Here is a 25,172-nt window from a genome sequence, read left to right as displayed (position 1 = left end):
AGAAGGCCAGGAGGTCCAGGAAGGCGACCTCATCGTCGTCCTCGAGGCCATGAAGATGGAACAACCGCTGAACGCCCACCGCTCCGGCACCGTCAAGGGGCTGGCGGCCGAGGTCGGCGCGTCACTCACCTCCGGCGCCATGATCTGCGAGATCAAGGACTGATCCGTCCGGCTGTTGTGTACGTGTGGGGCCTGCCCGGTCCATAGGACAACGGGCAGGCCCCACACGCATGTTCGGCGGAATTCTGCGCATCGGGCTCACCCGGCGGGGAATTGTCCGCAGCCAAGTCTCTGCGGACCGGCGAAAAGAGCGTCGCCCCTCGGATCCGCTTTACACACCACCTTCGCAGGCGCGCCGAGTTGGCGTGGGAACGGCGTGTGTCGTCATAAGCGATACAAAGGCGTCTGGATACGCTCTGCGCATCGCGTCATCCACTCCCACTCACCACAGTCGAGGCTCGAATGTCCGTCAGAGATTGGCTAGGAAAGAAGAATTCCGATCCGAAGCGCAGGAGGCGTGTGACCAAGGTTGCGACGACGGTCCTGACAGTCACCGCAGCCTGCTCAGGGCTGGCCTGGACGGCGGTCTCGCTGACCGGCAACAGCATCGATCCGAAGCCGCCGGTCTCCTGCGCCTACACGCCCACCACCAAGGTGAAGTCCGCCTCGATCCCCCCCTTCAACGCCAAGAAGGCGGCACGGCCGTACACGGCAGAGCTGGTCACCAACAGGGGGACCGTCACCTTCGAGGCGCTGACCGAAGAAGCGCCCTGCGCCACCAATTCGTTCTCCTTCCTCGCCAGGAAGGGGTATTTCGACGGCAGCAAGTGTCACCGCGTCACCACCCGAGGGATTTTCGTACTGGACTGCGGTGACCCCAAAGGGGAAGGAACAGCCGACCCCGGGTATTTCTTCAAGGATGAGAATCTGACCGGAGCAGAATATCCGGCCGGCACCGTGGCGATGTCCAAGGTGGTTCCCGGCAGGAATGGCAGCCAGTTCTTCATCAGTTACGCCGATCCCCAGTTCCGCATGTCGTCCGAATGGACTCCCTTCGGGAGGATCACCGGCGGGCTGGACGTGGTGAGGGAGATCGCCAGGAACGGGACGCGGGACGGATCCACCGATGGAAGGCCCAAGAAGGCCGTAGTCATCAAGTCGGTGACGGTGCGGCAGGAAGCCGCCGACGCCCCTGGCAAGAGCAGCGGGTGACATGCGAGTGGGGTGCCGGCCGAGCCCGACCGGCACCCCACTGACCGCCTTCGACGGCGGACTAGCCCCGGCGGTTGAGCAGTAGGAAGCCGTCCTGCTCGGCCACGGTGCGATATTGCTGAGCGCGGGCCGTGTCCAGTGCGATTCTCTCCGTGATGGCGTCCTGCGGCCAGCGGAGATTCAGCGGCACCGACGTATCCACCATGATCCACTCAGGATTGGGGCGGCTGGCGTACCAGCCGTAGAGGCTGACGCTCGTCCGGTTGGTGAGGTGGGGTACGAGCTGGTTGGACGCCTGGACCGTGGCGCCGTCGGGAATCCGGTCCATCAGCCTGTGGGCGACAGCGATGCGGGGATTGTGCCGCCAGGTGGCCGGCTGAACCAGCTGCCACAGCGGGAACTGCGGCAGCAGCAGGAAGGTGACCGCGACCGAGCCCGCGAGGTACCGGCGCAGACTGCTCGGATTCGGGCGTCGTCGGACCAGGGCATCGATGAAGGCCGCGAAGACGATCGGCATCAGCACCAGCGAGTAGTGGTGGGTGGTGCCCCAGTGGAACGCATAGTCCGATGCGAAGCGCCACAGCAGAGTCGGCAGGGCGATCCACATCAACGGCGAGCGCAGAGCCAGGAACAGGGTGGGGGCCAGCAGGAGCAGGAGAGTTGTGCTCTTGGCCTGGGGGGTGATCAGACCGATCGTGGCCGAGTGCAGGAGATCCCCCACCGAGCTCTCACCGCCTCCTGTGTTCCCCAGCCAGAGCAGGCGGCCGAAGGACCCGCTCGGATCGAAGGCCGGCAGAACGACCAGCATGGCCACCAGCGTCCCGACGAGGCCGCACAGAGCGGTGATGATCCCGAGCTTGCGTTCGCCGCGCTTCGCGACGAGGAGACCGATGGCGGCCACCGTCAGCCCGAGATCCTCCTTCACCAGCACCAAGGGCAGCGCCCAGAACACCGCCGCGCGCAGGCGGCCGGTACCGAGGGCAGTCACCGAGAAGGCGACGAGGGGAGCGGCAAAGGCCACTTCATGGAATTCGGCCCCGAGGGTGCTCGCGATACCCCAGGAGAGGCCGTAGCCGAGGCCGATGAGCACGGCAGCCATGGTGCCCAGCGTTCGGCGCGCCCAGGCGGTCAGGGGCAGAACACTTGCCGCGATCAGCGCCGCCTGCGCCACGAGCAGGGCGCTGGGGGACGGCCACAGCCAGTAGAGCGGTGCCAGCAGGGCCAGGACGGGAGAGACATGGTCCCCGAAGATGGGGAAGTCCGGTCCCTTCACCTCGGAGACGGGGAGCTGCCCGTTCGCGTAGGAGCGGACGATCTGTTCAAAGATGCCCAGGTCAAATGCGTTGGTGAGCATCCGTTGATGGAGACGCAGGGACAGCGCCATGTATGTGAAGAACAGCGCCCCCGCCAGGGCCCAGATCCACCATGTGACCGCGGAGCGACTCTCGGTGGACGGCTGCGCCACCGTCTCTTCCTCCAAAGCCGATTGTTGCGTGGGGAGCGTCGCGCTGTCGGTGGGGGGTGCGTGCATGACCGTGCCTTCCAAAGCGAGTCTGAGGCCCTCAAGATGCCAGCAAGCTCGACCACTTGAGTCTGCGCCAACTCCTGTGTGGTCAGAATCCTCCGAATGGGCGCACGCCTGTCGCGGGCGCATCGTTTCGTGGCCGTCGGCCGCTCAGGCGCGCCTGGCGCCTCACAGAGGACGGCGATATCCGCAGGGCATCTCCCACCAGGATTTGGAGGTACCCTCCGATTTTTCGATGGCATCCTGGACCTCGGAGCGGACTCCGGGAGGACGGTGCGATGGCAATCAGTACGGCGGAGACGGCAGCGGCCTCGGGTTCGGCACGCCCCATGCGGGCCGACGCGCGCCGCAATTACGAACGACTGCTGAGCGAGGCGCGCACCGCGTTCGCGGAGCACGGCACCGATGCGTCGCTCGAGGAGATCGCTCGCCGATCGGGCGTGGGCATCGGCACGCTGTACCGGCACTTCCCCAACCGCCACGCGATGATGAGCGCGGTGTTCCAGGAGGCGCTGGCGGCGCTGCTCGAGCGCTCCCGCGAACTGACCGGGGCGGAACATCCGTGCGGGGCGCTGGTGGAGTGGCTGCGCGCCCTCATCACTCATGCGGGTGAGTACCGCGGTCTGGCGCGGGCGCTGATGTCGGCGTCGCACGATGAGAGCTCGGCGCTGTCGTCGTGCAGCATGCCACTGCGCGAGGCGGGCGAGCGCCTGCTGGTACGGGCGCAGAAGAGCGGCTCGGTGCGGGCGGATGTGTCGATCGGCGACCTGATGCAACTGACGAACGCGATCGCGCTGGCGGCGGAACAGGACCCGGACGACGCGCAGTTGGCCGACCGTCTGCTGGCGCTGACCCTCCGGGGACTGAAGGCGGACAGGTCGGCCTGACCCGCCGACCGTACGCGGGGCGTGGCGCCTTCCCCCGAGCGGGGCAAGCCCCGGCCCCCCAAGAACCGCCCACGCGGCACGGACGGTGGGCGCCGGACGGGACGCGGTCAGCCGTCACTGGGCGAGAGCGCGGCCACGGATGTCACCGGCGCCTGCCCCATCGGGGCAAGCCCCGCGCTCAAGGGGGCCACCCCACAGGGGCAGCGGGCACCGCCGTGGCGGAGGCCCCGGTCCAAGCTCCCCGTGCCCGGGCACGGACCCTCGGGGCCGGAGACCAGCCCCCGGCACCTCCCACGACCGGACGGCCGGCACCCGGGCGACGACCTCGCCGTGACGGAGGGCAGTCCGCCATGGCGCCTGCCCCATCGGGACAGATCCCGGACCAGGGGCACATCCCCTCCGCGGTACGACACACCCGGGCGTCGGGCCGACCTCGCCGCGGCGGAGACCGGTCCCCGCCCATCGGAGTACGCCCCCGACACAGCGTCCTCGTGGGCGCGGTCGGGCGAGCCGTGGCGCGGGGACGCGCTCCCGAGGCCGGCCCCGGCACGCGTCAGCGGCGGCGGATGTCGGCCACTCGTGGAGTGCGGTCCACGGGGTCCGGGGTCAGCGAGCCCGACGTGCTGCGGAGTTGGGTGCGGGTGCGGCGCTGGACCGGGAGGGGGACATCGCGACGTGATGGGCGGGAGCCGTCCACCGGCGGGGCGGCCGCGCCGGCCACCGCGATCTGTACGCCCTGATCGGCCAGGGCCTGCAGCTCGGTCGCCGCGCGGTCGTCGTGCACCGGCGGTTCGTCCGTGACCAGGCGCGTGATCACATCCGTCGGCACCGTCTGGAACATCGTGTCGGTGCCGAGCTTGGTGTGGTCCGCGAGCACCACGACCTCCGCGGCCGCCTGCACCAGCGCCCGGTCCACGCTCGCCGAGAGCATGTTGGACGTGGACAGGCCCCGTTCGGCCGTCAGGCCACTGCCCGACAGAAACGCACGCGAGACCCGCAGGCCCTGCAGGGACTGCTCGGCCCCGCTGCCCACCAGCGCGTAGTTGGAGCCACGCAGCGTCCCGCCGGTCATGACGACTTCGACCCTGTTGGCATGGGCCAACGCCTGGGCCACCAGCAGAGAGTTGGTGACCACGGTCAGCCCGGGTACGCGCGCGAGCCGGCGGGCCAGCTCCTGCGTCGTCGTTCCCGCGCCGACCACGATGGCCTCGCCCTCTTCCACGAGGCTCGCGGCGAGGTCGGCGATGGCCGTCTTCTCCGCACTCGCGGCCAGGGATTTCTGCGGGAAGCCGGATTCGCGGGTGAACCCGCCCGGCAGTACGGCACCGCCGTGCCGGCGGTCGAGGAGTCCTTCTGCCTCGAGCGCCCGCACGTCCCGCCGTACGGTCACTTCGGAGGTCTGGACGACACGGGCGAGCTCACGGAGCGACACGGCACCGTTGGCACGCACCATTTCGAGGATCAATTGGCGACGTTCTGCAGCGAACACGAAACTGACAGTAACCCCACCGCCCGATAGTTTTCAGCACTATGCGCCGAATTACAGAAATTGCACACACTCGGACACGCCAAGTGGTATGAGCAGGCTCGAAGTTGATCAGTTGACGGCCGAAGTGCCCAGGGTTCGCCGGGTTTAGGCCTCGCCCGTCGCCTTTCGGGTGTGCAACTGCCTGGCCACCTCGGCGATCGACCCCGACAGAGACGGGTACACGGTGAAAGCGTTTGCGATCTGTTCCACCGTCAGGTTGTTGTCGACCGCGATCGAGATGGGGTGGATCAGTTCCGATGCGCGCGGCGAGACGACCACACCGCCGACCACGATGCCCGTTCCCGGCCGGCAGAAGATCTTGACGAAGCCGTCCCTGATGCCCTGCATCTTGGCTCGCGGGTTGCGCAGCAGCGGCAGCTTCACGCTCCGGGCGTCGATCTTGCCCGCGTCCACGTCCGCCTGGCTGTAGCCGACGGTCGCGATCTCCGGGTCGGTGAACACGTTCGACGAGACGGTCTTGAGGTTCAGCGGGGTGACGGCGTCACCGAGGAAGTGGTACATCGCGATCCGGCCCTGCATCGCCGCGACCGACGCGAGCGCGAAGACCCCGGTGACGTCACCGGCGGCGTACACGCTGGGCGCCGTCGTACGGGAGACCTTGTCGGTCCAGATGTGGCCCGAGTCCTTCAGCCGGACCCCGGCCTCCTCCAGGCCCATTCCCGCGGTGTTCGGGATCGCGCCGACCGCCATCAGACAGTGCGAGCCGGAGATGACACGGCCGTCGGAGAGCGTGACCTCGACACGGTCGCCGACGCGCTTGGCGGACTCGGCACGGGAGCGGGCCATGACGTTCATGCCGCGGCGGCGGAAGACATCCTCGAGGACGGCGGCGGCGTCGGGGTCCTCACCCGGCAGCACTCGGTCGCGCGAGGAGACGAGAGTGACTTTGGAGCCGAGCGCCTGGTACGCACCCGCGAACTCCGCGCCGGTGACACCGGAGCCGACCACGATGAGCTCCTCGGGGAGCTCGGTCAGGTCGTAGACCTGCGTCCAGTTCAAGATGCGCTCGCCGTCGGGCAGGGCGTCCGGGATCTCGCGCGGGTGACCGCCGGTCGCGATCAGCACGGCGTCCGCGACGAGCGTCTCCTCCGTGCCGTCGGCGGCGCGCACGATTACCTTGCGGGAGCCGTCCATCGCCTGCTGACCCTCCAGCCGTCCGCGGCCGCGCAGGACGCGCGCGCCGGCCCGGGTGACGGAGGCGGTGATGTCGTGGGACTGGGCGAGGGCGAGCCGCTTGACCCGTCGGTTGACCTTGCCGAGGTCGACGCCGACGACGCGGGCGGCCTGCTCGATGTGCGGCGTGTCGTCGGCCACGATGATGCCGAGCTCCTCGTACGAGGAGTCGAAGGTGGTCATCACCTCGGCCGTGGCGATCAGGGTCTTCGACGGCACGCAGTCGGTCAGCACCGAAGCTCCGCCCAGACCGTCGCAGTCGACGACGGTCACCTCCGCGCCGAGCTGAGCGCCCACCAGGGCAGCCTCATAACCGCCGGGTCCGCCACCGATGATCACGATCCGGGTCACGAAAAAGTCCGCCTCGCATTGTCAATCCCGGCCCGCCTGCCCGCCCGACCGGGGGTCCGGGGTCACCCCGGGGAATGCAGTACGTACCCCATTGTCCCGCACGGTATCGGCGTTCTCGCCCCGGGGGCTCGATACGCCCGCGACCTCGGCCGTCACGGCCGGGGCTACCTGGACCGGCTCCGCCGCGTGGGCGGTCTCTCCTCCCCCTCCCGTACCCTCGATCCCATGTCGCTCTACGCCGCGTACGCCGGCAACCTCGACGCGCGGCTGATGACCCGCCGCGCCCCGCACTCACCGCTGCGCGGCACCGGCTGGCTGAACGGCTGGCGGCTGACCTTCGGCGGGGAGCAGATGGGCTGGGAGGGGGCGCTGGCCACGATCGTGGAGGCGCCGCGCTCGCAGGTCTTCGTCGCGCTGTACGACATCGCTCCGATGGACGAGGACTCGATGGACCGCTGGGAGGGTGTCGGTCTCGACATCTACCGGCGGATGCGCGTCCGCGTGGACACTCTGGACGGCGAGGAGCCGGCCTGGGTGTACGTGCTGAACGCGTACGAGGGCGGCCTGCCGTCCGCACGCTACCTGGGCGAGCTCGCGGACGCGGCGGAGTCGGCGGGGGCGCCGCACGACTATGTGATGGAGCTGCGCAAGCGCCCGTGCTGACCGGCGGTCCCGTCACCGCCGGACCACCGTCCTGGGGCGGGCCTCGGCGATCGCATGACGCGACGGGCCGACTCTTGTGCGTTACGACGAGCGAAGGGAAACCGACTCGTGAACATTGCCATCTACGCGCGTAGGGATTCACGGGCTACCCTCTTCCCGTGAACGTATCTGTTACCCCGGACCCCCATGCCGCGGCCAGCGCCGCCGCTGACCGCCTGCGCGAGCTGACCGGCACCGAGACCCATGACGTTGCACTTGTGATGGGCTCCGGCTGGGCGCCGGCCGTCGACGCGCTCGGTGCGCCCGAGGCCGAGTTCCCCGCCACCGAGCTGCCCGGCTTCCCGCCGCCGGCGGTCGAGGGCCACGGCGGCAAGATCCGCTCGTACAAGATCGGCGACAAGCGCGTCCTGGTCTTCCTCGGCCGTACGCACTACTACGAGGGCCGCGGCGTCGCCGCCGTCGCCCACGGTGTGCGCACCGCCGTCGCCGCCGGCTGCAAGACCCTGGTGCTGACCAACGGCTGCGGCGGTCTGCGCGAGGGCATGCGTCCCGGGCAGCCCGTGCTGATCAGCGACCACATCAACCTGACCGCCGCCTCTCCGATCATCGGCGCCAACTTCGTCGACCTGACCGACCTGTACTCTCCGCGGCTGCGCGCGCTGTGCAAGGAGGTGGACGAGACGCTCGAGGAGGGTGTGTACGTCCAGTTCCCCGGCCCGCACTACGAGACCCCGGCCGAGATCAACATGGTCCGTGTCATGGGCGGCGACCTCGTCGGCATGTCCACGGTCCTCGAGGCCATCGCCGCCCGCGAGGCCGGCGCGGAGGTGCTCGGCATCTCCCTGGTCACCAACCTGGCGGCGGGCCTGTCGGGCGAGCCCCTCAACCACGAGGAAGTCCTCCAGGCCGGCCGCGACTCGGCGTCCCGCATGGGCGAACTGCTGACGCGGGTACTGGCCCGCATCTGATCAGCGGGCCGCCGGGGTCGACACCCCGGGGGCCTGCTCTCCATCTCACCGACGGCGCCCCCGCCCGGCGGCTCGGGCGGGCCCCGAAGCAGCCGGGCGGCGCCGTTCCGCCCCGCCCGCCGGCACCGCGGCGGCGCAGCCCACGAAGGCGGCCGCTGCCCGGCCGGGACCGGCCTCGCGCAGCTCTCCGGGAACAGCGCGCCGGACCGCCCGGCGGCCGCTGGGCCGAAATAATGGGGCCGGAACAAACCATGGGGCGCGCGGCCGTCGGCGCACAGACTCGACGCATCACAACGAGAGGCGGACCAACCGTGCAGCAGGACCTCATCGCGCGGGCCAACGCGTGGCTGGCCGAGGACCCGGACGGGGAGACCCGGGAGGAACTCAGCAAGCTCATCGAGGCGCAGGACCTCGACGAACTCGCCTCCCGGTTCAGCGGGACGCTGCAGTTCGGCACGGCCGGACTGCGCGGGGAACTGGGGGCCGGCCCCATGCGGATGAACCGGGCCGTGGTCATCCGCGCCGCCGCGGGGCTCGCCGCGTACCTCGGGGCCAAGGGCCAGGGCGGCGGGCTGGTCGTCATCGGCTACGACGCCCGCTACAAGTCCGCCGACTTCGCCCGCGACACCGCAGCCGTCATGGTTGCCGCGGGTCTGCGCGCAGCCGTGCTGCCGCGCCCGCTGCCGACCCCCGTACTGGCCTTCGCCATAAGGCAGTTGGGCGCCGTCGCAGGTGTCGAGGTGACCGCCAGCCACAACCCGCCGCGCGACAACGGCTACAAGGTCTACCTCGGCGACGGCTCGCAGATCGTGCCGCCCGCCGACGCGGAGATCGCCGCCGAGATCGAGGCGATCCGCAGCCTCGACGACGTACCCCGCGCGGACGAGGGCTGGGACACCCTCGGCGACGAGGTGCTGGACGCCTACCTCGCCCGTACCGACGCCGTGCTCGGCAGCGGCTCACCCCGCACGGCCCGTGTCGTCTACACGGCCATGCACGGTGTCGGACGGGACGTCGTCATGGCGGCCTTCGCGCGGGCCGGGTTCCCCGTGCCCACGCTCGTGCAGGAGCAGGCCGAGCCCGACCCGGCCTTCCCGACCGTCGCGTTCCCCAATCCGGAGGAGCCCGGCGCGATGGACCTCGCGTTCGAGACCGCCCGCCGGGTCCAGCCGGACGTCGTGATCGCCAACGACCCCGACGCGGACCGCTGCGCCGTCGCCGTGCCCGACGACACCGTCGACGGGGGCTGGCGGATGCTCCGCGGGGACGAGGTCGGCGCGCTGCTCGCTGAGCACCTGGTGCACAAGGGTGCGCGCGGCACGTTCGCCGAGTCCATCGTGTCCTCGTCCTTGCTGGGGCGGATCGCGGAGGCGGCGGGGCTCCCGCACGAGGAGACCCTGACCGGCTTCAAGTGGATCGCCCGCGTCGAGGGCCTGCGCTACGGCTACGAGGAGGCGCTCGGCTACTGCGTCGACCCCGAAGGCGTACGCGACAAGGACGGCATCACCGCCGCGCTGCTCGTCGCCGAGCTGGTCTCGGAGCTGAAGGAGCACGGCCGCACCCTCACCGATCTGCTCGACGACCTCGCCGTGGCGCACGGTCTGCACGCCACCGACCAGCTGTCGGTGCGGGTCGAAGACCTGGGTGTCATCGCCGATGCCATGACCGCGCTGCGCGAGCAGCCGCCGACCCTGCTCGCGGGACTCCATGTCACCAGCGCCGAGGACCTGAGCCGGGGCACGGACAGGCTTCCCCCGACGGACGGTCTGCGCTACTACCTCGACGGCGAGTTCAAGGCGCGCGTCATCGTCCGGCCGAGTGGCACCGAGCCCAAGCTCAAGTGCTATCTCGAGGTCGTGGTGCCGGTCGCGGACGCGAGCGAGCTCGGCACGGCCCGGGGGCGGGCGGACGAGGTGCTGGCCGGGATCAAGCGGGATCTGGCCGCCGCGGCGGGCATCTGACGCGGCCGGTGGGCAGGGGACACCTGCGCGCGACCCGGGTGGAGCGCCGCGAAAGGCCCGGCAGGACACAGCGGCGCGGCCGCTGTGTCCTGCCGGGTCCCGGCGGATCAGCCGACGGCGAGGAGCACGGCCAGCAGTACGGCCCCGGCGACGGCCGGAGCCAGGAGCTCGTACGCCCAGCGGATGTGCGGTTCCCCCTGCGCGGCGGGGTGCACGGCACGGCTCTCGGCCAGCTCCCGCAGATCCGCCACCGTCCGGTCGGCGGGGGCCATGCGGTCGCTGTCGGCGACATCGGCGTGCACCGAGGTCCTGCCGTGCGGGTCCTCGGTCGCGGCGCGGGCCTGTCGGCGGGCGGCGCTCTTGCGCTTGCGCAGCGAGACGGGGATGGCCCAGAGCTGGTACTTGGTGCCGTCCTGGGTGATGATCTCGCTCGAGTACCCGGCCCGCACATCGGCGACGGCCGCCCAGGGCAGGGTGATCGTCCGGAACGGGTTCCTGATCCGGATCCGGTCGTCGTCGGCGAAGACGGCCGGCCGCAGGCTGAAGGCGACGACGAGCGGTACGGCCAGCAGCGCCGCGGCGAGCGCGAGCCACGGCGTACGGCCCTCGCCCCGGACGACGGCGTCGACGACGATCCAGGCCACGAGCGCCAGCAGCAGCGCTCCGCCCGCCATACCGGCTGTGGACCGGAAGGCCCGCTCGGTGGAGGCGGGCTGGGCGGGGGGCTCGGGACGCGTCATGTTCCCGATTCTGCCGTACGCCCCGGTGGGGGCACCGGCACGGGCCACGGTGATCGGCGGGCCGGCCGGCTGTGTCCGTTTTGGTATCCGGTTTCGCCCGGCCCCTCTGTACATGTCGCTACGCGCGTAGATATGCTCATCTGGTGACCATGCCCACCACCGCACCTGCATTCGCCGACGTGACCACGTCCGACAGCACTCTGCGCCGCTTTCTGCACGGGCTGCCCGGCGTCGATCCGGTCGGCCTGGAAGCGCGCGCCGCGTCTCTCGGCACCCGCTCGATCAAGACCACGGCGAAGGCGTACGCCATCGACCTGGCCATCTCGATGATCGACCTGACGACGCTGGAAGGCGCGGACACCCCGGGCAAGGTCCGGGCGCTCGCCGCCAAGGCCGTCAATCCCGATCCGACCGACCGTACGACCCCGACGACGGCCGCGGTCTGTGTCTACCCCGACATGGTGGCAACCGCGAAGGAGTCCCTGAAGGGCTCCGCCGTCAAGGTCGCCTCCGTCGCCACCGCCTTCCCGGCCGGCCGCGCGGCGCTCGACGTGAAGCTCGCGGACGTCCGTGACGCCGTCGCCGCAGGGGCGGACGAGATCGACATGGTGATCGACCGCGGCGCCTTCCTGGCCGGCAAGTACCTGAAGGTGTACGACGAGATCCGCGCCGTGAAGGAGGCCTCGGGCAACGCCCGGCTCAAGGTCATCTTCGAGACCGGCGAGCTCTCCACGTACGACAACATCCGCCGCGCGTCGTGGATCGGCATGATCGCCGGGGCCGACTTCATCAAGACCTCGACCGGCAAGGTCGCGGTCAACGCAACCCCGGCGAACACCCTGGTGATGCTGGAAGCCGTTCGCGACTTCCGGGAGCAGACTGGAGTGCAGGTAGGCGTGAAGCCCGCCGGAGGGATCCGCACCACCAAGGACGCCATCAAGTTCCTGGTGCTGGTGAACGAGACCGTCGGCGCGGACTGGCTGGACAACCACTGGTTCCGCTTCGGTGCCTCCAGTCTGCTGAACGACCTGCTGATGCAGCGGCAGAAGCTGGCGACCGGCCGGTACTCCGGTCCCGACTACGTGACGGTGGACTGAGCAGGGATGACCATGTCTTTCGATTACGCACCCGCCCCCGAGTCGCGCTCCGTCGTCGACATCGCGCCGTCCTACGGCCTTTTCATCGACGGCGAGTTCACCGACGCCGCCGACGGCAAGGTGTTCAAGACCGTCTCGCCCTCGAGCGAGGAGGTCCTGTCCGAGATCGCCCAGGCCGGGGCCGCGGACGTCGACCGTGCGGTGAAGGCCGCCCGCAAGGCGTTCGAGAAGTGGTCCGCGCTGCCCGGCTCGGAGCGTGCCAAGTACCTCTTCCGTATCGCGCGGATCATCCAGGAGCGATCGCGCGAGCTGGCGGTCCTGGAGACCCTCGACAACGGCAAGCCGATCAAGGAGACCCGCGACGCGGACCTCCCGCTGGTCGCGGCCCACTTCTTCTACTACGCGGGCTGGGCCGACAAGCTCGAGCACGCCGGCCTGGGGCGGAACCCGCTGCCGCTGGGCGTGGCCGGCCAGGTCATCCCGTGGAACTTCCCGCTGCTGATGCTGGCCTGGAAGATCGCCCCGGCGCTCGCCACCGGCAACACGGTGGTGCTCAAGCCCGCCGAGACGACTCCGCTGTCCGCCCTGTTCTTCGCGGACATCTGCCGCCAGGCCGGTCTGCCGAAGGGTGTCGTCAACATCCTTCCGGGCTACGGGGACACCGGCGCGGCCCTCGTCGCGCACCCGGACGTCAACAAGGTCGCCTTCACCGGTTCGACCGCGGTCGGCAAGGCGATCGCCCGCCAGATCGCCGGCACCGACAAGAAGGTCACGCTGGAACTGGGCGGCAAGGGCGCCAACATCGTCTTCGACGACGCGCCCATCGACCAGGCCGTCGAGGGCATCGTCAACGGCATCTTCTTCAACCAGGGCCAGGTCTGCTGCGCGGGTTCGCGGCTGCTGGTCCAGGAGTCGATCGAGGACGAGCTGCTGGACTCGCTCAAGCGCCGGCTGTCCACGCTGCGCCTGGGCGACCCGCTGGACAAGAACACCGACATCGGCGCGATCAACTCCGAGGAGCAGCTGTCCCGGATCACCTCGCTGGTCGAGGCGGGCGAGGCGGAGGGCGCCGAGCGCTGGTCCCCGGCGTGTGAGCTGCCCACGTCCGGCTACTGGTTCGCCCCGACGCTGTTCACGAACGTCACCCAGGCGCACACCATCGCCCGCGACGAGATCTTCGGCCCGGTGCTGTCCGTGCTGACCTTCCGTACCCCGGACGAGGCCGTGGCCAAGGCCAACAACAGCCAGTACGGCCTGTCGGCCGGCATCTGGACGGAGAAGGGCTCGCGCATCCTCGCGGTTGCGAACAAGCTCCGCGCCGGTGTGGTGTGGGCCAACACGTTCAACAAGTTCGACCCGACCTCGCCGTTCGGCGGCTACAAGGAGTCGGGCTTCGGCCGCGAGGGCGGCCGCCACGGCCTGGAGGCGTACCTCGCCCCGTCGAGCCCGGAGGGCGAGCGCTGATGAGCACCGATGAGCAGAACCGACTGAGCGTTCTCAAGACCTACAAGCTGTACGTCGGGGGCAAGTTCCCCCGCTCCGAGAGCGGCCGGGTGTACGAGGTGACCGACTCCAAGGGCAAGTGGCTGGCCAACGCACCCCAGTCGTCCCGCAAGGACGCGCGTGACGCGGTCGTCGCGGCCCGCAAGGCGTTCGGCGGCTGGTCGGGCGCGACCGCGTACAACCGCGGCCAGATCCTCTACCGCATCGCCGAGATGCTGGAGGGCCGCAAGAGCCAGTTCGTGCACGAGGTGGCGGACGCGGAGGGCCTGTCCAGGTCCAAGGCCTCCGCGATCGTGGAAGCCGCGATCGACCGCTGGGTCTGGTACGCGGGCTGGACGGACAAGATCGCCCAGGTCGTCGGCGGTGCGAACCCGGTCGCCGGCCCGTACTTCAACCTCTCGACCCCGGAGCCCACCGGCGTCGTGACGATCCTCGCGCCCCAGGAATCGTCGTTCCTGGGCCTGGTGTCCGTCGTCGCCCCTGTCATCGCGACCGGCAACACCGCGGTGGTGATCGCCAGTGAGAAGTCCCCGCTCCCGGCACTGTCCCTGGGCGAGGTGCTGGCCACCTCGGACCTGCCCGGCGGTGTGGTCAACGTGCTGTCCGGCCGTACGGCCGAGATCGCGGCCCCGCTCGCCGCGCACCAGGACGTCAACGGCATCGATCTGGCGGGGGCCGACGAGGTGCTGGCCAAGGAGCTCGAGGTCGCCGCGGCGGACAACCTCAAGCGCGTGCTTCGTCCACAGGCTGTGGATTTCTCCGCGGCACCGGGCACCCGGCGTCTGACGGCCTTCCTGGAGACCAAGACCGTCTGGCACCCGACCGGCTCGCTGGGCGCATCCGGCTCGGCGTACTGATCCGCGGCCGGGCGCCCCGGCCACCGCCCGTTGTGCCGAGCGCACCCCGAACGAAAGCCCCCACCGTCCCGTCCGGCCGTGGGGGCTTTCCTCATGAGCACCGCCGCCTGATGGCGTCCGATCAGAGCACCTGGCCGGCCACCGGTCCGACCAGCGGAAGGTCCTCGAGCGCCTGTCCGTGGGTCAGATGGTCCGTCACCATCGTCGTGCCGACCGGCTTGAAGTCGGCGACCTTGGTGCCCACCCCATTGCTGAGCGGGTCGACGCCCGTGTTCGCCAGCGGGTGGAGCTGCATGCTCTTGAGCTGGCCGGCGCCCGTCACCGAGTTCGCGACCACGCCCGTGACCGCCTTCGCGGGTCCCGCGTCGCCGACGACCGAGTCCGCCCCGGCCGCGCCGGTCGGCAGCGCGACGGGCAGCGCCGGTGCGGCCTGCGCGACGGCACCGACCGCACCGCCCGAGCCGAGAGCGGCACCCGCCGCCGCGACGGTCAGCCCTGCGCGCAGCAGCGCACGCCGCCGGTTGTTGGAAGCTGCATGACGAGCCATGTTTCCCTGCCTAGATGAGTAATCGCCAGCATACGGACAGTAGTTGAGGTGTGACGCTCGATACCACCCACACCTCCGGGGGGTTCCCTGCGCGAGTCGATGCGTCACAATTGACTCCCGTGAGTTCCCAACCCATCCCGACCCGCGTCGTGCTGCTCGCGGGCCCCTCCGGTTCCGGAAAGTCGTCACTCGCCGCCCGTACCGGCCTGCCGGTACTGCGCCTCGACGACTTCTACAAAGAGGGCAACGACCCGACGCTTCCCGTGGTGACGGGTAGTACGGACATCGACTGGGACTCTCCGCTGTCCTGGGACGCGGACGCGGCGGTCGCCGCGATCGAGGAGCTGTGCCGTACGGGCCGGACGACCGTGCCCGTGTACGACATCGCCACCAGTTCCCGTGTGGACCGGGAGACATTCGACATCGCCCGTACGCCCCTGTTCGTGGCCGAGGGCATCTTCGCGGCCGACATCGTCCGCCGCTGCCAGCAGATCGGCGTGCTCGCCGACGCGCTGTGTCTGCGCGGCCGGCCGTCGACGACGTTCCGCCGCAGGCTGGCGCGGGATCTGCGGGAGGGCCGCAAGTCGGTGGCGTTCCTGCTCCGCCGCGGCTGGCGGCTGATGCGGGAGGAGCGCGGCATCGTGGCGCGCCAGACGCACCTGGGCGCCCACCCCTGCGGCAAGCAGGAGGCACTGGGCCGCCTCGCGGACGCGGCGGCGGGCCGCCGCCGTACGCCCGCGGCGCGCGTCGCGGCGTAACGGCGGCGCGGGCTCCCCCACGCCGCACCGGCGCTCTCGCGCCCGGAACGCCTTCGCGCCGCGAGCCACGTGCGGAGTACGAGGCCACGCCCGCCCCACGACATCCGCCGGCCTGCGGGCACCTTCGTGGCGAGGAGCCGGCCCGGCACCCATGGCGTCCGCCGGCCACCGGCAGCTTCGCGCCGCGGGCGGCGGCGCACATGCGAAGAGCGGGGCCGGACAAGACCCCCCGGCCTGTCCGGTCCCGCTCGGATTCCCCCGTGAGCCCGCGGTCACCCCCGTGAACACCCGCGGTCTCCCCCGGTGGGTCCCCCGTATCCCCCGTGGGTCCCCCCGCTCCCGCCGTCTCCCCCGAAACGGCAGGCCCTGCTTCCCCCGTGCTTCCCCCCGTTGCCTTCAGGCCACCAGCTCGCCGAAGGATTCTTCCTCGTCACGGCCGAAGCTGAGGACTTCGTCCTCGCGCAGCCGGCGGAGCGACCGCCAGATGCTCGACTTCACCGTGCCGACACTGATGTCCAGGATTTCCGCGATCTCCGGGTCGGTGCGGCCCTCGTAGTAACGCAGGACCAGCATCGTCCGCTGGAGTTCGGGCAGCCTGGCAAGCGCCTGCCACAGCACGGCGCGCAGCTCCGTACCCCGCATCGCGTCGGTGTCGCCCACCGTCTCCGGCAGCTCCTCCGTCGGGTACTCGTTGAGCTTGCGCCGGCGCCAGGCGCTGATGTGCAGGTTGGTCATGGTGCGGCGCAGATAGCCTCCGACCGCCGCCTTGTCGCTGATCCTGTCCCAGGCCCGGTACGTCGAGAACAGGGCACTCTGCAGCAGGTCCTCGGCCTCGAACCGGTCACCGGTCAGGTGGTAGGCGGTCGCGTACAGAGAGGCCCGGCGTTCCTGGACGTAGGCGGTGAACTCCGCCTCCGAACAGGACCGCTCCCCCGTGGCCTCCCCGTACGCCACCCCGCTGCCTGCGGCAGCCGCGTCAACCACCGTCATGTAGGGCTTGCGCCCTTGCTCTGCAGCCGACGGCTTGAGCTGACGCCCGGCGCCGCGAACGCACCCCCGCCCGTTCACCACGCCGGACTTCTCAGCGCTCCTCGTGACGTCGTGGAGACGCGTGACAACCGCGCTTGAGGTGGTGCTGTGCAGTGCGTTCATCTCGCGCCCCCCGTCGAGTGGAGTCTGCTTCGTTCCGTGTGACAAGAGCTTGCCCGGGCAGTTTCATCGCGCTGTCCGCCGACTGTCACAGGCACGTCACAGCCCCTACGAGTGTTCCAGCGGTCCTCCGGGTCGAACTGAGGCTCCCCCATGCGCCAGAATGACCTCCGTGCCTTTCCTGTTGCTGATCGAGGACGACGACGCCATCCGCACGGCCCTCGAACTCTCCCTGTCACGCCAGGGCCACCGTGTGGCCACCGCGGCGACGGGCGAGGACGGCCTGAAACTGCTGCGCGAGCAGCGGCCGGATCTGATTGTGCTGGACGTGATGCTGCCCGGGATCGACGGCTTCGAGGTGTGCCGGCGTATCAGGCGCACCGATCAGCTGCCGATCATCCTGCTGACCGCCCGCAGCGATGACATCGATGTTGTGGTGGGTCTGGAGTCGGGTGCGGACGACTACGTCGTCAAGCCGGTGCAGGGGCGGGTGCTCGATGCCCGCATCCGCGCCGTACTGCGCCGCGGCGAGCGCGAGTCCACGGACTCGGCGGCCTTCGGCTCCCTGGTGATCGACCGCTCAGCGATGACGGTCACCAAGAACGGCGAGGATCTGCAGCTCACGCCGACGGAGCTGCGCCTCCTGCTCGAGTTGAGCCGTCGGCCCGGCCAGGCGTTGTCGCGCCAGCAGCTGCTGCGGCTGGTGTGGGAGCACGACTACCTCGGCGACTCACGTCTGGTCGACGCGTGCGTGCAGCGGCTGCGGGCGAAGGTGGAGGACGTGCCGTCCTCGCCGACCCTGATCCGTACGGTGCGCGGTGTCGGTTACCGGCTGGACACCCCCCAGTGAGAACGGTGGGGCCGGCCGGGCGAGATGTGCGCGCGGCGAGAGCCGGGAACGGAAGCCTCCGGTGAACAGTGCACCCTCCGCAAGGCGCGGGATTGTCGCACCTCTTCGCTGGACCAGTCTGCGGCTGCGCCTCGTCGTGGTCTTCGCCCTGGTCGCACTGACCGCCGCGGTGTCGGCCTCCGGCATCGCGTACTGGCTCAACCGCGAAGCGGTGCTCACGCGTACGCAGGACGCGGCGCTCGGGGACTTCCGGCAGGAGATGCAGAACCGGGCCGCCTCGATGCCGCTGCGGCCGACCCAGGCCGAACTGCAGACGGCCGCAGAGGAGATGGCGCACGGCAACGACGACTTCAGCGTGCTGCTGATCGGCGAGCGCGCCGAGGGCAAGCCGATCGTCGGCGCGTCCGACCCGGACATCTTCACGCTCGACGACGTACCCGGTTCGCTGCAGGAGGCGGTCAACGAGCGGCAGGACATCACGGCCGGCAACTCGGCCGCGTACCACTTGTTCTGGCAGCGCACCGAGCGCCGCGGCAAGCCGTACCTGGTGGGCGGCAGCCGGATCGTCGGCGGCGGGCCGACCGGCTATCTGTTCAAGTCGCTGGACCAGGAACGGCAGGATCTCAACTCGCTCGCCTGGTCGCTGGCCATCGCCACCCTGCTGGCGCTGGTCGGTTCAGCGCTGCTGGCGCAGGCCGCGGCCACCACTGTGCTGCGGCCGGTGCACCGGCTGGGCGAGGCGGCCAGGCAGCTCGGCGAGGGCAAGCTCGACACGCGGCTGCGTGTCTCGGGTACGGACGAACTCGCCGAACTGGCAAGGACGTTCAACAAGACGGCCGAGTCGCTGGAGAAGAAGGTCGCGGACATGAGCGCGCGGGAGGAGTCCAGCCGCCGCTTCGTCGCCGACATGTCGCACGAGCTGCGGACCCCGCTGACCGCGCTCACCGCCGTGACCGAGGTGCTGGAGGAGGAGGCCGACAGCCTCGATCCGATGATCGCGCCCGCCGTGAACCTGGTGGTGAGCGAGACGCGGCGGCTGGGCGACCTGGTGGAGAACCTGATGGAGGTGACCCGCTTCGACGCGGGTACCGCCCGGCTCGTGCTCGACCACGTCGATGTCGCCGACCAGGTCACCGCCTGTATCGACGCGCGTGCCTGGCTGGACGCGGTGGAACTGGACGCCGAGCGCGGGATCATGGCCCGCCTGGACCCCCGGCGGCTCGACGTCATCCTCGCCAATCTCATCGGCAACGCACTCAAGCACGGCGGTTCGCCGGTACGGGTGTCGGTGCGGACGGTCGGCGACGAGCTGGTCATCGAGGTACGCGACCACGGACCCGGTATCCCCGAGGAGGTGCTGCCGCATGTCTTCGACCGCTTCTACAAGGCGAGCGCCTCACGGCCGCGCTCCGAGGGCAGCGGCCTGGGCCTGTCCATCGCGGTGGAGAACGCCCATATCCACGGCGGCGACATCACCGCGGCGAACTCCGCGGACGGCGACGGCGCGGTGTTCGTGCTGCGGCTGCCGCGCGACGGCTCGCCGCTGACGGACTCCGAGGCGGTCGGGGCCGACGACGCGGACAGCGACGGCACCGAGGGCTCGGGCAGCAGCAGCGACCGGGGAGAGGAAGGCGCGCAGTGAAGCCGAAGGGCCTTGCCGCACGGATGGCGGCCGCGCTCGCCGCATCGGCGGGTGTCCTCGTCCTCGCCGGCTGCGGGATCAGGACCACCACACCCGTCGACGCCGGGGCGGCGCCCTCCCGAGTGCCCTGCGAGGTGTCCGAAGGGTCCGTCACCCCGCAGGCGCAGCAGCAGGGCGTCCCCGTGCGGATCTATCTGGTGTGCGCCTCGCAGCTGGAGTCCGTGGACCGCACGGCGAAGATCGCCGAGGAGAAGGCCGTCGACGGGCGGCGGGAGTTCGCGCAGGCGCTGCTGGACGAGTTGCAGCAGGAGCCGTCGTCGTCGGAGCAGGAGGCGGGGCTCACCACCTACGTACGCGGGCCGCTGGTCGTCGCCGCGCCCCGCAGAAGTGATCCCGCGGGAACGCTGCGGCTGAGCCGCCAGCCGGAGGATCTGCCGCCGGCGGCGCTGGCGCAGATCGTGTGCACCTTCGCGGAGAGCAGGGCCGCGGCGACGGACGGCGCGGTGGTGCTGGGCGGACCCGGGGACTACGCACCCCGCGCGTATGTCTGCGGCGCCGGGACCAAGGAGCGGCCGGAGGGCGTGGTGCCCACGCTGGACTCGCTGCCCACCCCTTCGGCGTCGTAGCCGTGTCGTGAGCCGTCCCCTTGGCCGCAGGTGCGCACGGGGGCTCCGGAGGCCGTACGGAAGGGCTGTACGGGAGGGCCGTTCGGAGCCGGTGCGGCTCTTTGGGGGACCGGCGGAACCGATTCTCGCGGTGCGTGCGTCTTGGAGGGCGTGCAGCGTCAAGGTTCGGGCGGCAATGCCGCCATCCACTTCCGCGCGGCGGGGGTCGTTCTCCTCATCGCCCATCTGCTGCTGGTCGCATGGCTGACGCTGCGCCCACTCGACGTGCTGTGGGTGACTGCGGCGAACCTGGAGCCGCTCGCCGGTATCAAGGCGTCCGTCGCACTCGGGCCCGTCGAGGCCTCGCGCCGGATCGGTGAGGGACTGCTGCTGCTGGCCCCCCTCGGCATACTGCTGCCGATCGCGGGCGGCCGGCTGACCGTCTCCCCCTGGGCCTCGCTGGCCCGTACGGTCGCGGCCGCGGCTCTGCTGTCCCTCGGCATCGAGCTGCTCCAGACCGGGGTACCGGGTCAGGTCGTCGACGTGGACTCGGTCCTGCTGAACTCGGCCGGTGTGGCGCTCGCCCATCTGGCGGTCGTGCCCGTGGGCCGGGCGCGGCTGCGCCGACGTCTGCTGGGCACCGGTGTCCGGTCCCGGCGCGGGGACCGTCCGGCCGCTCCCCTGCTGCGGGACGAGGCGTCTCAGGGGCCGACCCCGACGATTCCCAGGGTCGGTATCGCCCCGTAGAGCGACGCTTTGTTCCCTCGTGCCCGGCCACCATGGTGGTATCGGGAGCACGGCAGAGAGGCTCCCTGAAGGTTCGCGAAGGAGCCCACCATGGCCGCACTTGCCCGCCCCCGTGACGGACGCATCATCGGCGGAGTATGCGCAGCGCTGGCACGGCGCTTCGGCACGTCCGCGACGACGATGCGCGTGATCTTCCTGCTCTCCTGTCTGATTCCGGGCCCTCAGTTCCTGCTCTACCTGGCGCTGTGGGTGCTGCTGCCGGAGGAGAAGACCGCCACCGCCGCCTGGTGACCCGCGGCCCCGGCGACCCCGAAGGCGCGGCCGGTCAGCCGGCGAGTGCCTGGCCGACCTTCGCCAGCTGCTTGTCGGCCACCTGCTGAGGCACCCGCGGCGGCGTGTGCCCGGCGAGATCGAATGCCATGAAGCGCGCCACGGTCGCCCCCTTGCGTACGACGACCAGATGGATGGGCGCCGTGACGCCCTCGTTCGTGGCGACCGTGCTCCAGCTGACGGTCTCGTCCCCGCCGCCGACGGTGAACGGCGTGCTCTTGATGTTGCCGTAGTCGGCGGCGCGGTCGTCCAGTGACGCGGTGAAGCCCGCCCCGCAGGCCTTGACGGCCGAGACGAGCTGGGCCATCAGCTGCTCGGCGTCCGTCTCGCTGTACGAACTGAGGGAGGCGGACACCGCGAGGCCGAGGCTCTCCAGCGAGCCGAGCCCGCGGTTGACGGTGTGGGTGGCCCGCGTGTTGGGCTCGTCGCCCATGGCGTCGGCGAGCGGCTGGCACTGCTTCTTGTCAGCGGTGGGCTGCCCGGTGGGCGCGAGCGGGCTCCGCTCGGACGACACCTGGAACTTGGGCAGATCGCCGGTCGCGAGGGCGGCCCGTTCGAGCTGGGGCGCGGTCAGCGGTACGGACGCGTCGCCGCCGCCCTTGCCGGGCTCTGCACCGGGGGCCGTACTGCCGCCCGTACCCGCGCCCGCACTCGCCCCGGCTCTCGGGGTCGCGTTCTTGCCGGCGGCGTGGTCGCCGTCGCTCGTGCAGGCCGCGAGCGGCAGCAGGACGCAGACGGCGGCGAATGCGGACAGTGGGGCGGTCTTTACTCGCATGGCGGGATCCTGGCACAGACGGCATGGGGCGCACACCCGAATCAGGTGTGCGCCCCACCAGTTGACGTACGAAGCCGGTACGTCAGCTCATGCCGGGCACCAGGCCGCCGCCGATCGGCAGGCCGCCGAGCAGGCCGGTGGCCGGCTTGGCCGCGCCGCCCGTGGGCAGCCCCTTCTTCGCGGCCTGCTGAACGGCGGCGGGCACCGACGCGGTGGCGTCGGCGAGCGCGGTCTTCCCCTGGGCCAGGGAGGTGGGCGCACCCGCCGGGAGCTTGCCGAGAGCGTCCGGAACCGGGGCGGCGTGCGTGACGGTGTCCAGCGCGCCCGCGGCGACGGGGAGTTGGGGCAGTGCGGCGGCACAGGAGGTGCCGGCGGCGGCAGCGGCGAAGGCGGCGCCGAGAGCGGCGACACCGAGGGTCTTGGCAGCAGACTGCTTCATCAGGGATGCGTCCTTGGGACGGGGATATGAGCGGCTCTGCAAGCTAGTCAGCGTCGCACACCTGCCGCAAACACCACGAAGCAGCCGGAAGTTGACGCTCCCGGCTGCTTCGGTGTAGGCGCATTGCAGACGCTGGTCAGCTCTCCCCCTGCCCGGGATTGCCGGTCGTGGCGGTCTGCCTGAACAGCCATTCGGACCTCAGCTCGGCATAGCCGGGCTTGATCACCTCGTTGATCATCGCCAGGCGTTCATCGAAAGGAATGAACGCCGACTTCATGGCATTGACGGTGAACCACTGCATGTCGTCGAGCGTGTATCCGAACGTCTCGGTCAGCAGCTCGAACTCACGCGACATGCTGGTACCGCTCATCAGCCGGTTGTCGGTGTTGACCGTGGCCCTGAAGTGCAGTTTGCGCAGCAGGCCGATGGGGTGCTCGGCGTACGAGGCCGCGGCACCGGTCTGCAGGTTGGAGGTCGGGCACATCTCCAGCGGGATGCGCTTGTCCCGCACATACGCGGCGAGCCGCCCCAGCTTCACGGTGCCGTCGTCGGCGACCTCGATGTCGTCGATGATCCGCACACCGTGCCCGAGCCGGTCGGCGCCGCACCACTGGAGCGCCTGCCAGATCGACGGCAGCCCGAAGCCCTCCCCCGCGTGGATGGTGAAGTGGTTGTTCTCGCGCTTGAGGTACTCGAAGGCATCGAGGTGGCGGGTGGGCGGGTAGCCCGCCTCCGCGCCCGCGATGTCGAAGCCGACGACGCCGGTGTCGCGGTAGCGGTTGGCCAGCTCGGCGATCTCCAGGGCGCGCGCGGCGTGCCGCATCGCGGTCAGCATGGCGCCGACGCGGATCCGGTGGCCGCTCTCACGGGCCCGTCGCTCGCCTTCCCGGAAGCCCGCGTTGACCGCCTCGACGACCTGCTCGAGGGTCAGCCCGGCCTCCAGGTGCTGCTCGGGGGCGTACCGGACCTCCGCGTAGACGACGCCGTCCTCGGCTAGGTCCTGGGCGCACTCGGCGGCCACGCGGACGAGGGACTCACGGGTCTGCATGACGGCGCAGGTATGCGCAAAGGTCTCCAGATAGCGCTCGAGCGATCCGGAGTCGGCGGCCTCGCGGAACCAGATACCGAGTTTGTCGGGCTCGGTCTCGGGAAGCAGTTCATAGCCCGCGTCACGGGCGAGTTCGATGATCGTGCCCGGACGCAGGCCGCCGTCGAGGTGGTCGTGGAGCAGCACCTTCGGGGCACGGCGGATCTGGTCCGTGGTGGGCGAATTGAGGGTCTGGCTCGTCATCTGCGCACTCTAGCCCCTACGCGCGTAGAGCGCGCCATGTCGATATGTAACGGTGACCGTGCGTACGGGTGGAGTACATCTGCACTTCTGAGACTGTTGGGCCATGGCACACCACGCACTGCCGCTGCTCTGGGGGCGTCCGGCCGGGACAGCCGGAGATCCTGACACCCCTCGCACGACGACAGCCGCCCGGGGGGCGCGCGGAAGCCGGACGCCGGGGCAGCCCCGCCTGGGCCGGGTGCCGGGGCGCCCCGGCGCACGAGGCGGCAAGGACACCGCGGTCAGCGGGGTGGTACTGCTCCTGCCGGACGGCGAGCCCAGCTCCGCACGCCGCCCGTCGGCGCTGACCAGCGTCCGTTCGTACGCGGCGGTGCTGCCGCTCGGCCGCGCGCTGGCGCGGGCGGGCCGGGCCGAGGGACTGCTGGTGCACTCGGTCCACTACCGGCTGCGCGGCTGGAACGGCGCCCAGGCGCACCCGGCCGCGGACACGACCTGGGCGGTGGAGGAGGTCGTACGAAGATACGGGGACGTCCCCGTATGCCTGGCCGGCCATGGCATGGGCGGCCGCGCCGCCCTGCACGCCGCCGGCCACCCGGCCGTCAACTCCGTGCTGGCGCTGGCCCCCTGGCTGCCGGAGGACGACCTGGCCGCGCCGCCGGAGCCGGTGGGACAGCTGCTGGGCAGACAGGTGCTGATAGTCCACGGCACGAACGACGCGCGTACGGATCCGGAGCTGTCCTACCGGCTCGCGGAGCGCGCCAAGAAGTCCCATCGCGACATCTGCCGCTTCGAGGTCCACTCCGACGGCCACGCGCTGCGCCAGCACCAGGACGAGGTCCTGGCCCTGGCCACGGACTTCGTCCTAGGCTCCCTGTTCACCCGCTCCTACGCGCGCCCGGTCGCGGACGCACTGGCGGCGCCGCCTCCACTGGGGCTGCGGATGCCGCTGGCGGCGGGATTCGGGCGCTCACTGCGTCACTGAGGCGTGTCTGTCGGGTGGCGTAATCGGCGACTTCGGGGTCCGGCGTCCGACGTCCGACACCCGACCGGTCAAGATCTGATCCAACTCCAGCTCCCCCACCGTCTGGTCCCCGCTCATCTCTCCCGTCAGCCGGAACCCGAGCCCCAGATAGAAGCCTTCCGGACCGCCCTCACCCGGGTGCCAGGTGGTGGTGAGGCATGTGCCACCGCGTCGGCGGATCTCGGCGGCCACGGACTCGACGGCGAAACGGCCGTATCCGCGCCCCTGCTCCCGGGCCGCGATGTTGAGACGCCAGAGGCCGGAGCGTATGCCGGTACCGTCGCCGGCGAAGTCGATGTCGAAGAAGGCCATGAGAAACCCGACGAGCCGGTCGCCGTCGAGAATGAGGCGGGGCCAGGCCGTACCGGGGTGCACATAGGCCTCGGCGAGGGACTTCACGACCGGCGCGACCAGGTGCTCCTGGTCGGAGCGGACCTTCAGGCCGATCGCGGCGTCGAAGGTGTCGGGGGTGATCTTCTCAAGGCGGAGCGCGGTGGTCATGCAAGAACCGTAAGCCGGTGGATCAAGCGGA

The 25,172-nt window shown here is 70.6% G+C and carries 25 protein-coding genes and 1 pseudogene; 16 read left to right on the top strand and 10 right to left on the bottom strand.

Translation table 11 applies throughout. The features are described 5' to 3' along the window. Together ACFYWI_RS04965 and ACFYWI_RS04960 are read left to right on the top strand one after the other, a co-directional pair. Nucleotides 1-163, top strand: a 163-nt coding sequence (locus ACFYWI_RS04965; protein ID WP_389225241.1) for an acetyl-CoA carboxylase biotin carboxyl carrier protein subunit, incomplete at its 5' end; no start/stop codon positions are given. A 356-nt stretch (nucleotides 164-519) separates the two neighbouring features. Continuing rightward, nucleotides 520-1,212, top strand: coding sequence for a peptidylprolyl isomerase (locus tag ACFYWI_RS04960; protein ID WP_389225189.1), 693 nt, complete (start codon nucleotides 520-522; stop codon nucleotides 1,210-1,212). Between the two features lie 61 nt (nucleotides 1,213-1,273). On the opposite strand, the gene ACFYWI_RS04955 is transcribed toward ACFYWI_RS04960, so the two are convergent. After that, entirely contained in the window at nucleotides 1,274-2,743 is a 1,470-nt protein-coding gene (locus tag ACFYWI_RS04955) for a DUF2079 domain-containing protein (RefSeq protein ID WP_389225187.1), read from the bottom strand. Nucleotides 2,744-3,015: 272 nt separating this feature from the next. Between ACFYWI_RS04955 and ACFYWI_RS04950 the strand changes: the two genes are divergently transcribed. Continuing rightward, nucleotides 3,016-3,624 (top strand): TetR/AcrR family transcriptional regulator, encoded by a 609-nt coding sequence (locus ACFYWI_RS04950; protein ID WP_389225185.1) that lies wholly within the window; start codon nucleotides 3,016-3,018, stop codon nucleotides 3,622-3,624. A gap of 553 nt (nucleotides 3,625-4,177) precedes the next feature. Here ACFYWI_RS04950 and ACFYWI_RS04945 read toward each other — a convergent pair. Together ACFYWI_RS04945 and ACFYWI_RS04940 are read right to left on the bottom strand one after the other, a co-directional pair. Next, nucleotides 4,178-5,113 carry a DeoR/GlpR family DNA-binding transcription regulator gene (locus ACFYWI_RS04945; protein ID WP_389225183.1) on the bottom strand — a complete coding sequence of 312 codons (936 nt, stop codon included), beginning with the start codon at nucleotides 5,111-5,113 and terminating at the stop codon, nucleotides 4,178-4,180. A gap of 144 nt (nucleotides 5,114-5,257) precedes the next feature. Continuing rightward, nucleotides 5,258-6,697, bottom strand: a complete 1,440-nt coding sequence (locus tag ACFYWI_RS04940) for an NAD(P)H-quinone dehydrogenase (protein WP_389225182.1) — start codon at nucleotides 6,695-6,697, stop codon at nucleotides 5,258-5,260. Between the two features lie 225 nt (nucleotides 6,698-6,922). Here ACFYWI_RS04940 and ACFYWI_RS04935 point away from each other — a divergent pair, with 225 nt between their 5' ends. The 3 genes from ACFYWI_RS04935 (at nucleotide 6,923) to ACFYWI_RS04925 (ending at nucleotide 10,289) form a co-directional block, all read left to right on the top strand. Then, complete coding sequence (locus ACFYWI_RS04935) at nucleotides 6,923-7,360, top strand: gamma-glutamylcyclotransferase (RefSeq protein ID WP_356636125.1); 438 nt, start codon at nucleotides 6,923-6,925, stop codon at nucleotides 7,358-7,360. A gap of 158 nt (nucleotides 7,361-7,518) precedes the next feature. Next, a complete protein-coding gene (locus tag ACFYWI_RS04930; RefSeq protein ID WP_389225179.1) occupies nucleotides 7,519-8,328 on the top strand; it encodes a purine-nucleoside phosphorylase in 810 nt (269 codons plus the stop codon). 311 nt (nucleotides 8,329-8,639) lie between these two features. Next, nucleotides 8,640-10,289, top strand: a complete 1,650-nt coding sequence (locus ACFYWI_RS04925) for a phospho-sugar mutase (RefSeq protein ID WP_389225177.1) — start codon at nucleotides 8,640-8,642, stop codon at nucleotides 10,287-10,289. Nucleotides 10,290-10,396: 107 nt separating this feature from the next. On the opposite strand, the gene ACFYWI_RS04920 is transcribed toward ACFYWI_RS04925, so the two are convergent. Next, on the bottom strand, nucleotides 10,397-11,029 hold the full coding sequence (locus tag ACFYWI_RS04920) for a PH domain-containing protein (RefSeq protein ID WP_389225175.1): 633 nt from the start codon (nucleotides 11,027-11,029) through the stop codon (nucleotides 10,397-10,399). Between the two features lie 149 nt (nucleotides 11,030-11,178). On the opposite strand from ACFYWI_RS04920, the gene deoC reads away from it, so the two are divergent. From deoC to ACFYWI_RS04905, 3 genes are read left to right on the top strand one after another with little or no spacing between them, the layout of a single operon-like run. After that, nucleotides 11,179-12,126 (top strand): deoxyribose-phosphate aldolase, encoded by a 948-nt coding sequence (deoC, locus tag ACFYWI_RS04915; protein ID WP_389225239.1) that lies wholly within the window; start codon nucleotides 11,179-11,181, stop codon nucleotides 12,124-12,126. 6 nt (nucleotides 12,127-12,132) lie between these two features. Then, nucleotides 12,133-13,590 (top strand): aldehyde dehydrogenase family protein, encoded by a 1,458-nt coding sequence (locus ACFYWI_RS04910; protein ID WP_389225173.1) that lies wholly within the window; start codon nucleotides 12,133-12,135, stop codon nucleotides 13,588-13,590. Beyond that, a complete protein-coding gene (locus ACFYWI_RS04905; RefSeq protein WP_389225171.1) occupies nucleotides 13,590-14,486 on the top strand; it encodes an aldehyde dehydrogenase family protein in 897 nt (298 codons plus the stop codon). The genes ACFYWI_RS04910 and ACFYWI_RS04905 overlap by 1 nt, the downstream gene beginning before the upstream one ends. A gap of 121 nt (nucleotides 14,487-14,607) precedes the next feature. Here the strand turns inward: ACFYWI_RS04905 and ACFYWI_RS04900 are convergent, their stop codons facing one another. After that, nucleotides 14,608-15,033: a hypothetical protein gene (locus ACFYWI_RS04900; protein WP_389225169.1), complete on the bottom strand. Its 426-nt coding sequence runs from the start codon at nucleotides 15,031-15,033 to the stop codon at nucleotides 14,608-14,610. A 119-nt stretch (nucleotides 15,034-15,152) separates the two neighbouring features. Here ACFYWI_RS04900 and ACFYWI_RS04895 point away from each other — a divergent pair, with 119 nt between their 5' ends. Next, nucleotides 15,153-15,791, top strand: a complete 639-nt coding sequence (locus tag ACFYWI_RS04895) for a uridine kinase (protein WP_389225167.1) — start codon at nucleotides 15,153-15,155, stop codon at nucleotides 15,789-15,791. A 396-nt stretch (nucleotides 15,792-16,187) separates the two neighbouring features. Here ACFYWI_RS04895 and ACFYWI_RS04890 read toward each other — a convergent pair whose 3' ends face one another. Further along, nucleotides 16,188-16,943, bottom strand: coding sequence for a SigE family RNA polymerase sigma factor (locus ACFYWI_RS04890; protein WP_389225165.1), 756 nt, complete (start codon nucleotides 16,941-16,943; stop codon nucleotides 16,188-16,190). Nucleotides 16,944-17,112: 169 nt separating this feature from the next. Here ACFYWI_RS04890 and afsQ1 point away from each other — a divergent pair, with 169 nt between their 5' ends. From afsQ1 to ACFYWI_RS04865, 5 genes are all read left to right on the top strand, one after another. Next, nucleotides 17,113-17,790, top strand: a complete 678-nt coding sequence (afsQ1, locus tag ACFYWI_RS04885; protein WP_328540803.1) for a two-component system response regulator AfsQ1 — start codon at nucleotides 17,113-17,115, stop codon at nucleotides 17,788-17,790. A 61-nt stretch (nucleotides 17,791-17,851) separates the two neighbouring features. Continuing rightward, on the top strand, nucleotides 17,852-19,432 hold the full coding sequence (locus ACFYWI_RS04880; RefSeq protein ID WP_389225163.1) for an ATP-binding protein: 1,581 nt from the start codon (nucleotides 17,852-17,854) through the stop codon (nucleotides 19,430-19,432). Continuing rightward, the gene (locus ACFYWI_RS04875) at nucleotides 19,429-20,058 is read left to right on the top strand and encodes a hypothetical protein (protein WP_389225161.1); all 630 of its coding nucleotides are present in this window, start codon (nucleotides 19,429-19,431) and stop codon (nucleotides 20,056-20,058) included. The genes ACFYWI_RS04880 and ACFYWI_RS04875 overlap by 4 nt, the downstream gene beginning before the upstream one ends. A 150-nt stretch (nucleotides 20,059-20,208) precedes the next feature. Further along, nucleotides 20,209-20,784, top strand: coding sequence for a VanZ family protein (locus tag ACFYWI_RS04870; protein WP_389225159.1), 576 nt, complete (start codon nucleotides 20,209-20,211; stop codon nucleotides 20,782-20,784). Between the two features lie 90 nt (nucleotides 20,785-20,874). Beyond that, nucleotides 20,875-21,075 carry a PspC domain-containing protein gene (locus ACFYWI_RS04865; protein WP_389225157.1) on the top strand — a complete coding sequence of 67 codons (201 nt, stop codon included), beginning with the start codon at nucleotides 20,875-20,877 and terminating at the stop codon, nucleotides 21,073-21,075. A gap of 34 nt (nucleotides 21,076-21,109) precedes the next feature. Here the strand turns inward: ACFYWI_RS04865 and ACFYWI_RS04860 are convergent, their stop codons facing one another. From ACFYWI_RS04860 to ACFYWI_RS04850, 3 genes are all read right to left on the bottom strand, one after another. Next, a complete protein-coding gene (locus ACFYWI_RS04860) occupies nucleotides 21,110-21,889 on the bottom strand; it encodes a hypothetical protein (RefSeq protein ID WP_389225155.1) in 780 nt (259 codons plus the stop codon). An 82-nt stretch (nucleotides 21,890-21,971) separates the two neighbouring features. Next, a complete protein-coding gene (locus ACFYWI_RS04855) occupies nucleotides 21,972-22,328 on the bottom strand; it encodes an ATP-binding protein (protein WP_389225153.1) in 357 nt (118 codons plus the stop codon). 136 nt (nucleotides 22,329-22,464) lie between these two features. Beyond that, the gene (locus ACFYWI_RS04850; RefSeq protein ID WP_389225151.1) at nucleotides 22,465-23,619 is read right to left on the bottom strand and encodes an adenosine deaminase; all 1,155 of its coding nucleotides are present in this window, start codon (nucleotides 23,617-23,619) and stop codon (nucleotides 22,465-22,467) included. Between the two features lie 103 nt (nucleotides 23,620-23,722). Here ACFYWI_RS04850 and ACFYWI_RS04845 point away from each other — a divergent pair, with 103 nt between their 5' ends. After that, a complete protein-coding gene (locus tag ACFYWI_RS04845; protein WP_389225149.1) occupies nucleotides 23,723-24,601 on the top strand; it encodes an alpha/beta hydrolase in 879 nt (292 codons plus the stop codon). A gap of 81 nt (nucleotides 24,602-24,682) precedes the next feature. Here the strand turns inward: ACFYWI_RS04845 and ACFYWI_RS04840 are convergent. Next, a pseudogene (locus tag ACFYWI_RS04840) lies at nucleotides 24,683-25,141 on the bottom strand (GNAT family N-acetyltransferase); the annotation flags it as partial. Nucleotides 25,142-25,172 lie beyond the last annotated feature (31 nt).

Origin of the sequence: Streptomyces sp. NPDC002889 (assembly GCF_042888425.1) — a bacterium.
Classification (GTDB): Bacteria; Actinomycetota; Actinomycetes; order Streptomycetales; family Streptomycetaceae; genus Streptomyces.
This window is presented reverse-complemented; position numbering and strand designations above follow the sequence as displayed.

Excerpts from the sequence above, each read along its gene's own strand:
- ACFYWI_RS04955 (WP_389225187.1), bottom strand. The coding sequence starts at position 2,743 with ATGCACGCACCCCCCACCGACAGCGCGACGCTCCCCACGCAACAATCG.
- ACFYWI_RS04950 (WP_389225185.1), top strand. The coding sequence starts at position 3,016 with ATGGCAATCAGTACGGCGGAGACGGCAGCGGCCTCGGGTTCGGCACGC.
- ACFYWI_RS04935 (WP_356636125.1), top strand. The coding sequence starts at position 6,923 with ATGTCGCTCTACGCCGCGTACGCCGGCAACCTCGACGCGCGGCTGATG.
- ACFYWI_RS04920 (WP_389225175.1), bottom strand. The coding sequence starts at position 11,029 with ATGACGCGTCCCGAGCCCCCCGCCCAGCCCGCCTCCACCGAGCGGGCC.
- deoC (WP_389225239.1), top strand. The coding sequence starts at position 11,179 with ATGCCCACCACCGCACCTGCATTCGCCGACGTGACCACGTCCGACAGC.
- ACFYWI_RS04910 (WP_389225173.1), top strand. The coding sequence starts at position 12,133 with ATGACCATGTCTTTCGATTACGCACCCGCCCCCGAGTCGCGCTCCGTC.
- ACFYWI_RS04905 (WP_389225171.1), top strand. The coding sequence starts at position 13,590 with ATGAGCACCGATGAGCAGAACCGACTGAGCGTTCTCAAGACCTACAAG.
- ACFYWI_RS04900 (WP_389225169.1), bottom strand. The coding sequence starts at position 15,033 with ATGGCTCGTCATGCAGCTTCCAACAACCGGCGGCGTGCGCTGCTGCGC.
- ACFYWI_RS04890 (WP_389225165.1), bottom strand. The coding sequence starts at position 16,943 with ATGAACGCACTGCACAGCACCACCTCAAGCGCGGTTGTCACGCGTCTC.
- ACFYWI_RS04865 (WP_389225157.1), top strand. The coding sequence starts at position 20,875 with ATGGCCGCACTTGCCCGCCCCCGTGACGGACGCATCATCGGCGGAGTA.
- ACFYWI_RS04860 (WP_389225155.1), bottom strand. The coding sequence starts at position 21,889 with ATGCGAGTAAAGACCGCCCCACTGTCCGCATTCGCCGCCGTCTGCGTC.
- ACFYWI_RS04855 (WP_389225153.1), bottom strand. The coding sequence starts at position 22,328 with ATGAAGCAGTCTGCTGCCAAGACCCTCGGTGTCGCCGCTCTCGGCGCC.
- ACFYWI_RS04850 (WP_389225151.1), bottom strand. The coding sequence starts at position 23,619 with ATGACGAGCCAGACCCTCAATTCGCCCACCACGGACCAGATCCGCCGT.
- ACFYWI_RS04845 (WP_389225149.1), top strand. The coding sequence starts at position 23,723 with ATGGCACACCACGCACTGCCGCTGCTCTGGGGGCGTCCGGCCGGGACA.